The sequence below is a fragment of the Methylophilus sp. UBA6697 genome, from assembly GCF_002454655.1.
Lineage (GTDB): Bacteria > Pseudomonadota > Gammaproteobacteria > Burkholderiales > Methylophilaceae > Methylophilus.
Genome location: NZ_DKJH01000048.1, coordinates 23,860 through 32,808 on the forward strand (window position 1 = coordinate 23,860; position 8,949 = coordinate 32,808).

Below are 8,949 nucleotides of genomic sequence, written 5' to 3' on the forward strand. Positions count from 1 at the left end.
TAAAACAGATGAAGATCGTATTGTCGCCACAAGATCAGGTCATACGCAAACGCGCAGCCATGCTGTCTGTGCTGATGCATGTACTGCTATTCCTGGGCATGATTTTCATGGTCGACTGGAAAGCCGTGCACGTCAATCCGAGCGTGATGGAGGCCACATTGTGGGATAGTTTACCCAGCAAACAGCCATCCAAGCCTGCCACAAAACCTGTGGAGCCTACTCCTCCGCCACCGCCGCCTGAGCCCAAGCCAGAACCCAAACCACCCGAGCCTAAGCCGCCAGAAAAAGTGGCCCCGCCGGAGCCGCAAGTCAAACAAGCGGAACAAGAAGCGGAAATTGCACTCAAAAAACGGGAAGATGAGAAAAAACGCCTCTTAGACGAAGAGAAAAAGAAAGAGCTTGAGCAGAAGAAGCAGGAAGAAAAGCTGAAGAAAATTCAGGAAGCGCTGCGTAAGCAAGAGGAAGAGGACAAGCTGAAAAAGATTCAGGACGCCATGCGTCAACAGGATATGGATGCACAGCAATCAGCGGCAGCGGGTGCGGTTGACCCTTCTGTGCTTAACTATTACATGGGGCTGATGAGCCGAAAAATTCGCAACAATGTTAACTCTGGCCTGTGTCCAGTGACTAATCCAGAGTTGCTGGTTGACATACAAATGACCAATTCGGGTGATATATCTGGTATGCCTAAGCTGGTTAAAGGTTCTGGCGATGCGGTATGCGACGATGCGGTGATCCGTGCCATCCTGGCGGCAAAGCCGTTTGATATGCCTGATGATCCGGCCGCGCGCAAGAAAATGGTGGATCAGATACGTTTGAAGTTTAGGCCGCGTAGCTAATAGAGCAATGACGCTGAACAAGCTTTTCGTTATAATTCTTGTATATAAGCAAACTAAAATGAATAAAACTGTGACCATGCAAAACCTCAAAAATGGATTGATTCATTTTTTGTCTCATACCATCGGTGCTGGCGTACTGCTCTGGATGTTCGCGCTGCCGGCACAGGCGGCATTAGAACTCGAGATCAGTGGCGGTAGCGCGATCCAGATTCCGATCGCGATTCTGCCTATGGCTGAATCTGGTAGCGCCCAATCTGGCAGCCGCTTGCATGACATTATCAGCAACGACTTGCGCGGCAGCGGCATGTTCCGCATTATCAATACCAGCGGCATGCCTGCGTTGCCAACCAATGCTGCGCAAATTAAATACACTGACTGGACAGCATTGAAAGCGCAAGGCCTAAGCTTGGGTGAAGTGCAGCAAGCGGGCGGTAACTTAAAAGTGTCTGTGCAAGTGATGGATGTGTTGCGCCAAACCGCTTTGCTGCAACTGACTTACACCGTCTCGCCCAGCCAGTACCGCCATGTGGCGCATTTGATTGCTGACCAGATCTATGAAAAATTCACCGGCCAGCCAGGGGCATTTTCGACACGTATCGCCTATGTAACCAAGGTCGGTAAGCGTTTCACTTTGCAGATTGCAGACTACGATGGCTTTAATGCGCAAACGCTGGTGTCATCCAATGAGCCGATTATTTCACCTTCCTGGTCGCCTGATGGCAGCAAAATGGCCTATGTGTCATTTGAGAAAAAGAAACCCATCGTATTTGTGCAATCCCTGTACACTGGTGAGCGTAAAATCGTTGCCAATTTTAAAGGCAATAATAGTGCGCCAGCCTGGTCGCCCGATGGCAGCAAGCTGGCTGTCGTATTGACCTATGGTGCTAACTCACAGATTTATACCATTTCTGCCGATGGTTCTAATTTGCAGCAAGTGACTAAAAGTAGTGCGATTGATACATCGCCTGCATTCTCACCGGATGGGCAATGGATATACTTCACTTCTGATCGTGGCGGGCGCCCGCAAGTGTATAAAGTGTCCGCGTCCGGTGGCTCGGCTTCACGGGTGACCTTTGAAGGCAGCTATAATGATGGTCCGCGCTTTTCGCCAGATGGTAAATACCTGACCTATATCCGCAATGATGGCGGTGCATTCAAGGTGGCGGTGCAGGATCTGGGCAGCGGTGATGTCAAAGTGCTCAGCACTGGCTCGCAAGATGAATCGCCCAGCTTTGCCCCTAATTCGCGTACCATTATGTATGCAACCCGTGTTGGCGGCAAAGGCACGCTGGCGACCGTCACTGTTGATGGTCTGGTCAGGCAGCGTTTGTCAGAAGCGGGTGGAGATATTCGTGAACCTGCATGGGGACCTGCACAAGCAGCGCCCAAGTAGTCTATCCGTGGTCAATCTATTTAGTCACTCATTTTAAGGAGAAAGTATGAACAAGACAATTTGGACAGTTGCAGCACTTGCATTGGTGTTGACTGCTTGTAAAAGCACCCCGATGAACCCGGCAAAAGTGGAAGATTCCAGCGTGACTCGCCCAATTGCCAAATCACAAAGCAACACTGGTGCTGACAGCTCTGCCAGCACAGACAAAATCAATATCAAAACCGTTGATGTTGACAGCAGCAAAGATGAGTTGAGCGCTGCTGAGTTGGCTAAACGTCAAGTGTTCTTTGATTATGACAGCGATGCGATTCGTGAAGAGTACAAAGGCCTGGTAGCTAACCACGCTAAATACCTGGTTGCTCACCCGCAAACTAAAGTGGTGCTGCAAGGCAACACCGATGAGCGCGGTACCCACGAGTACAACCTGGCATTGGGTCAGCGTCGTTCAGTAGCGGTTAAAAACGCGCTGAATGTATTGGGCGTGAGCGATAGCCAAATCGAAACCGTGAGCTACGGTGAAGAGCGTTCGAAGCAGAATTGTGCTGATGACGGTTGCTTCCAGCAAGACCGTCGCGTAGACATCGTCTATGCAGGTCAGTAATTTGCGACTCTCTGTTGCTTTGATTACCCTGGGCCTGGCAGTGTCGACTGTCAGCCAGGCAGCCTTGTTTGACGATACCGAGGCCCGGAAGCGGATCTTCGAACTGGAAAACAAGCAAACGACTGACCATGATGCGCAACAAAAAGCCATCACTGACCTGACGCGTACCCAGCAGTCGCTGGACCGGCGTGTGCAAAGCCTGGAAGCCCTGATTAACGGTAAGGGCTTGCTGGATATGCAAAACCAGCTGGAGCAGATGAGGCAGGATGTGGCACAGCTCAAGGGGGATCTTGAGCTTGTGACGCATCAGCTGGAGGATATGCGTACCAAGCAAGGGGCTGCATACACTGATCTTGATACGCGTGTGCGCAAGCTGGAAACGTTGGCGCAGTCAGTCAGCAGTGGGCAATTGCCAGTGTCATCATCTAACGGTAATGGCGGCAGTGCGGCAGATGCGAAAGCGGATGTGTCACAGCAGGAAGCCAATGCGTTTGCTGAAGCAGAGTCTTTAAATCAGGCTGGCAAGTACAAAGAGGCGTTTAATGCTTATGATGCCTTTTTGAAAAGCCATGCGGGCAGCAAGCTGGTGCCGGATGCGCTGTATGGCATGGGCTACACCCAGTTTGCGCTCAAGAGCTACAAATCTTCTGCTGCGACGCAGCAAAAGTTTTTAGATAGTTATGCTGCGCATGCCTTGGCGCCAAATGCCATGTTGAGTTTGGCTAACAGCCAGATTCAATTAGGCCAGATTCCGGCGGCCAAAAAGACTTTGAAAGACCTGGTTGCCACTTATCCGTCAGCAGAAGTGACGCCAAGTGCGCAAAAACGTTTGAAAGTGCTGGAAAGTATCAAATAGCAGAATTTCGCGAGTTCGGCGATAATAGCGGGCAGATAGCAATATCTGCCCGTTTACTTTTTATATCCCCATGACCACACTCAGAATTTTCGAGATTTTCTATTCCTTGCAGGGCGAAAGCTCGCGCGTTGGCCTGCCTACTATTTTTATCCGCCTGACCGGTTGTCCGCTACGTTGTGGCTATTGTGATACCGAGTATGCGTTTAAAGGTGGCAACAATATGACGCTGGATGACATCATGCAGCAGATTGCGGCTTATGGGACGCCTTATGTCTGTGTGACGGGCGGCGAGCCATTGGCGCAAAAGCCATGTATTGAATTATTGACTCGCTTGAGTGATGCTGGCTACCAGGTGTCATTGGAGACCAGTGGTGCTATGGATATTGCGCCAGTCGATCCGCGCGTCAAAGTGATCATGGACATTAAAACGCCTGGTTCTGGTGAAGTGGACAAAAACCGTTGGGAAAACCTGGCTTTGCTCAAAGCGGAGGACGAAGTGAAATGGGTGATTTGCAGTCGCGAAGATTTTGACTGGGCCAAGCAGATGTTACAAACCCGGCCATTTCCAGCGCACTGTGACCAATTATTTTCCCCGAGTTTTCATGATGTCAGTGGCGAAACGCTGGCCAGCTGGATTTTGCAGGATCACCTCAAGGTGCGCATGCAATTGCAATTGCACAAAATCCTCTGGGGCGAGAAACAAGGAGTTTAAGCTTGCTTGCAACACATAAACCCAAAGCCGTGATTTTGTTATCCGGCGGGCTGGATTCCAGCACGGTGCTGGCGATTGCCAAATCACAAGGCTATGACTGTTATTGCCTGAGCCTGGATTATCACCAGCGCCATAATGTCGAATTGGTGGCGGCGCAACGCGTGGCGGTGGCACTGGGTGCCACCGAACATAAAACCGTGCAGCTGGATTTGTCGCTGTTTGGTGGTTCCGCGCTCACTGACAGCAATATCGCTGTGCCAGAGCAGGAAACACAAGGTATTCCCGTGACTTATGTGCCTGCGCGCAACACCATTATGTTATCGTTGGCGCTGGCCTGGGCAGAGGTATTGCAGGCACGCGATATTTTTATCGGCGTCAATGCACTGGATTATTCCGGCTACCCGGATTGCCGGGGCGAATATGTCAAAGCTTTCCAGCAAATGGCCAATCTGGCGACCAAGGCGGCAGTAGAGGGCCAGACGATTACGGTGCATGCGCCATTAATAGAGATGACCAAAGCGGATATTATTCGCAGCGGCCATGCGTTGGGGCTGGATTACGGGTTAACCGTCTCCTGCTATCAGGCCAATCAGCAGGGCGCGGCCTGTGGGGTGTGTGATTCCTGTCGTTTCCGCAAAGCAGGGTTCGCGCAAGCCGGAGTGGCTGATCCTACACCGTATGTAGGCGCATCTTCTGGTGCGTGAAAAACACTTGCCATGCTTTGATAATATCAAGTATAATCCGCGCCTTTCTGCAAAGAAATTCAATTTTAAGAGAACAAGATTATGGTCGTTATTCGTTTATCACGTGGTGGCTCCAAAAAGAACCCGTTCTACAGCCTGGTTGTAGCAGATTCGCGCAACCGTCGTGACGGTCGTTTTATCGAGCGCGTTGGTTTCTACAATCCATCTGCACGCGCTGGCGCTGAAGGCTTGCGTATCGATGAAGCACGTACACAATACTGGGTGGACAACGGTGCACAACTGTCTGAGACCGTGGCACGTTTGGTAAAATTCCACGCTAAAGGCGCTGAAGGTATGGCTGCTGTTAAAGCGAAAGAAGTTGCCAAAGCTGAAGCTGCTAAAGAAAAAGCAATCGCTGAAGCTGCTGCCAAGTTGAAAGCTGAAGCTGACGCCGCCGCTGCAGAAGCTGCCGCTAAAGCGGAAGCCGATGCTAAAGCCAAAGCAGAGGCTGATGCAGCTGCTGCCGCAGAAGCCGCTGCTGCTGAAACACCAGCTGCTGAGTAATTGTTTTTAGCGCCTTAATTCAGATGGCGTTTGAAAACATGGTCGTAATGGGGCGCATCGTCGCCCCATATGGCGTTTATGGCTGGGTGAAAGTGGTGCCTGATACTGAGTATCTGGACGGCCTGCTGGATTACGATGCCTGGTGGGTGGGTAAAGCGCCGAATTGGCGTGAAGCAACGGTTGAACAAGCCAAGCTTCACAATGACGTGTTGCTGATCAAGCTGGCCGGTGTGGCTGATCGCGATGCAGCATTTGCCTTGAAAGGGCAGCAAATCGCCGTACCGCGTGAGTCGCTGCCTGAGCCTGAAGAAGGTGAGTATTACTGGTCAGACTTGATTGGATTGAGTGTGACCAATACGCAGGGTGTGGTTTTTGGCAACATTACGCAGGTGTTTGAAACTGGCGCGAATGATGTGCTTGTGGTCCGTGAAGCGCAGCCAACCAGCGTTAAAGGTAAAGATGGCAAGTTGCAGCAGGAGTACCGTGAGCGCTTGATTCCGTTTACCAGTGAAGCGGTGCCCGAGGTGGACTTGCAAGCAGGCACTGTGCTGGTAGATTGGGATGCTGATTTTTAAAGAAGGTGGCTCTCATGATGCAGATTGAAGTCATCAGTTTGTTTCCTGAGATGTTCGCGGCACTGACGGAATACGGCATTACCAGCCGTGCCAGGCAACGTGGTTTGTATCAGTTAACGCTGACCAATCCTCGCCAATATACGCAGGATGTGCACCATACGGTCGATGATAGACCTTATGGTGGTGGCCCTGGCATGGTGATGCTGGCTGAGCCGCTGACTGCTGCGATTGGTGATGCCAAAGCGCGGTTGCAGGCACAAGGATTGTCACCCAGGGTGATCCATTTGTCACCACGCGGTAAACCGCTGACGCATGAAAAGGTGTTGCAGCTAAAAGAATGTCAGGGGCTGGTGTTGTTAGCCAGTCGCTATGAAGGCGTAGACCAGCGTGTGCTGGATACACTGGTGGATGAAGAAGTCTCCATTGGTGACTATGTATTAAGTGGTGGTGAGTTGCCCGCCATGGTGCTGCTGGATGCGATCATTCGGCAGTTACCAGGCGCGTTGGGTGATGCTGATTCAGCACAGGAAGATTCGTTTGTGAATGGCCTGCTGGATTATCCGCATTACACGCGCCCGGAAGAATTTGCAGGATTGAAGGTGCCCGAAGTATTACTTTCCGGGCATCATGAAAAGATTAGACAATGGCGATTACAGCAATCGCTACTGCTAACAAGGGCGAAACGCCCGGATTTATTGGCCGAAAGGCCGTTGACGAAAGAAGAGGCTAGGCTACTCAAGGATGTAGAGTAGGAACGAGCTCTTTACAATTAAAAGGAACCAATATGGCAGACATTATCAAAATGTTAGAGCAAGAAGAAATTGCTCGTTTGAACAAAACCATCCCTAGCTTTGCGCCAGGCGACACAGTGATCGTTGGTGTAAACGTGGTTGAAGGTACACGTAAACGTGTGCAGGCTTACGAAGGCGTAGTGATCGCCAAGCGTAACAGAGGCCTGAACTCCTCATTCATCGTGCGTAAAATCTCTTCAGGTGAAGGTGTTGAGCGTACATTTCAGACTTACTCTCCACAAATCGCTTCTATCGAAGTGAAACGCCGTGGTGATGTTCGCCGCGCTAAACTGTACTACTTGCGTGAGCGTTCAGGTAAATCTGCACGTATTAAAGAGAAATTGGTTGCGCGCGAGAAAGACATCGCTGCAAACAACGGTTAATTTAAACGTTGCACCAAAAAGCCCGGATTTCGATCTGGGCTTTTTTATTGCCTGCTGCCGCTGCGCTTGGTTGCAGCCTAGGCAAGATTGCAGTTTAATAGCGTGATGAAGAGTCTTTATGATGAACTTGATGCCTTAGTCCCGGCGCCATTCGGCTTCGTCGGCGTACGCTGTGATGAGGCAGGCGAAACCTTGCAGTTTTTGTTGCATGCCTTACCGGTCAAGGCTCGGCCAAATCTGCGTGCACAAGCGGTGGCTGACCAGGTGGCGGCTTATCTCGACAACCCCGGCCATGATTGGCAGCCGATTGTCAGTCATCGTGGCACCCCATTTCAGCAAGGCGTCTGGCAAGCTATGCGTGAAATTCCCGTCGGTGAAACGCGCACCTATGGCCAGTTAGCTGCTGCGGTAAAGTCTGGTCCGCGTGCAGTTGCGAATGCCTGTGGCGCCAACCCCTTGCCTTTGTTTAATCCTTGTCACCGCATCGTGGCTAGCAATGGCCTGGGCGGTTTTATGCAAGGCATAGACGGCGGCTTGGAGATCAAACGCTGGTTGTTGGCGCATGAGCAGCGACACAAATAAGCGATCACATGCGGCAAAAAAAGAATGCTGTAGCAGTCACAGCGCATTTTCCTGAAATTGATGTTTTTATCGACCAGCTATGGCTGGAAGATGGCTTGTCAGCCAACACCCTATCAAGCTATCGCAATGATTTAAAGGGCTTTGCCGAGTGGTGTGGCAAGCAATCGTTAGTGCTGTGGGGTGTGCAATCACACCATGTTCAGGAATACCTCGCCCATCGCTTTCCGTTAGTCAAAGTTCGCAGTATCAATCGCTTGATTGCAACCCTACGCCGGTTTTACCGCTATGCCTTACTGGCTAACCTGATCAAGCAAGATCCGACGCTGCATATCGAAGCGCCCAAAATGCCAAAATCACTGCCCAAGACCTTGAGTGAGTCGCAGGTAGAAGATTTGCTGCATGCGCCGGATGTGAATACACCGTTGGGTCTGCGCGATCGCGCTATGCTGGAATTGTTGTATGCCAGTGGTTTGCGCGTCTCCGAGTTGGTGAATGTGAGTATTGCCGAAGTCAGTACGCAGGATGGTGTGGTGCGGGTAACGGGCAAGGGCAGCAAGACGCGCCTGGTGCCGATGGGGCAGGAAGCGGCAGAATGGATAGACCGCTATCTGGCGACCGCACGGCCTGAGATATTAAAAGGCAGCCTGAGTGATGCGGTGTTCGTCACCACACGCGGCGCGGCCATGACGCGGCATGCATTCTGGCACATTATTCAGCGTTATGCAGTGCAAGCCGGTATCTCTCAACATATCAGCCCGCATGTGCTGCGCCATGCGTTTGCCACGCATTTGCTCAATCATGGCGCGGATTTGCGTGTAGTGCAGATGTTGCTGGGGCATGCGGATATTTCGACCACGCAGATTTATACGCATGTGGCTAGGGAGAGGTTGCAGCAATTGCATAAGGTGCATCATCCTCGAGGGTGATTTTTGTGTATTTGGGTGGTGTTTTATTTCGCCTTTTCGGCGAG

12 protein-coding genes are annotated in these 8,949 nt (G+C 51.3%); all 12 read left to right on the top strand.

Translation table 11 applies throughout. The annotated features are described in order from the left end of the window. Positions 1-8: 8 nt before the first annotated feature. The 12 genes from B3355_RS12745 to xerD all read left to right on the top strand — a co-directional run bounded on the left by B3355_RS12745 (position 9) and on the right by xerD (position 8,905). Complete coding sequence (locus tag B3355_RS12745) at positions 9-839, top strand: cell envelope integrity protein TolA (protein ID WP_292784587.1); 831 nt, start codon at positions 9-11, stop codon at positions 837-839. Positions 840-897: 58 nt separating this feature from the next. Further along, entirely contained in the window at positions 898-2,232 is a 1,335-nt protein-coding gene (tolB, locus tag B3355_RS12750; RefSeq protein ID WP_047515912.1) for a Tol-Pal system beta propeller repeat protein TolB, read from the top strand. A gap of 46 nt (positions 2,233-2,278) precedes the next feature. Continuing rightward, positions 2,279-2,833 carry a peptidoglycan-associated lipoprotein Pal gene (gene pal, locus B3355_RS12755; protein WP_019883642.1) on the top strand — a complete coding sequence of 185 codons (555 nt, stop codon included), beginning with the start codon at positions 2,279-2,281 and terminating at the stop codon, positions 2,831-2,833. Continuing rightward, a complete protein-coding gene (locus B3355_RS12760) occupies positions 2,820-3,689 on the top strand; it encodes a YbgF trimerization domain-containing protein (protein WP_292784595.1) in 870 nt (289 codons plus the stop codon). The genes pal and B3355_RS12760 overlap by 14 nt, the downstream gene beginning before the upstream one ends. A gap of 70 nt (positions 3,690-3,759) precedes the next feature. Further along, on the top strand, positions 3,760-4,401 hold the full coding sequence (gene queE, locus B3355_RS12765) for a 7-carboxy-7-deazaguanine synthase QueE (protein ID WP_292784598.1): 642 nt from the start codon (positions 3,760-3,762) through the stop codon (positions 4,399-4,401). A 2-nt stretch (positions 4,402-4,403) separates the two neighbouring features. Continuing rightward, positions 4,404-5,105, top strand: a complete 702-nt coding sequence (queC, locus tag B3355_RS12770; RefSeq protein WP_024930871.1) for a 7-cyano-7-deazaguanine synthase QueC — start codon at positions 4,404-4,406, stop codon at positions 5,103-5,105. A gap of 81 nt (positions 5,106-5,186) precedes the next feature. Further along, positions 5,187-5,648, top strand: coding sequence for a 30S ribosomal protein S16 (rpsP, locus tag B3355_RS12775; RefSeq protein ID WP_019883638.1), 462 nt, complete (start codon positions 5,187-5,189; stop codon positions 5,646-5,648). Between the two features lie 38 nt (positions 5,649-5,686). Then, the gene (gene rimM, locus B3355_RS12780) at positions 5,687-6,223 is read left to right on the top strand and encodes a ribosome maturation factor RimM (protein ID WP_292784606.1); all 537 of its coding nucleotides are present in this window, start codon (positions 5,687-5,689) and stop codon (positions 6,221-6,223) included. A gap of 17 nt (positions 6,224-6,240) precedes the next feature. Further along, positions 6,241-6,975: a tRNA (guanosine(37)-N1)-methyltransferase TrmD gene (gene trmD / locus B3355_RS12785; RefSeq protein WP_198289774.1), complete on the top strand. Its 735-nt coding sequence runs from the start codon at positions 6,241-6,243 to the stop codon at positions 6,973-6,975. 32 nt (positions 6,976-7,007) lie between these two features. Then, a complete protein-coding gene (gene rplS / locus B3355_RS12790) occupies positions 7,008-7,397 on the top strand; it encodes a 50S ribosomal protein L19 (RefSeq protein WP_019883633.1) in 390 nt (129 codons plus the stop codon). A 105-nt stretch (positions 7,398-7,502) separates the two neighbouring features. Next, positions 7,503-7,979 (top strand): methylated-DNA--[protein]-cysteine S-methyltransferase, encoded by a 477-nt coding sequence (locus B3355_RS12795; RefSeq protein WP_292784617.1) that lies wholly within the window; start codon positions 7,503-7,505, stop codon positions 7,977-7,979. Between the two features lie 8 nt (positions 7,980-7,987). After that, complete coding sequence (gene xerD, locus B3355_RS12800; RefSeq protein ID WP_292784610.1) at positions 7,988-8,905, top strand: site-specific tyrosine recombinase XerD; 918 nt, start codon at positions 7,988-7,990, stop codon at positions 8,903-8,905. Positions 8,906-8,949 lie beyond the last annotated feature (44 nt).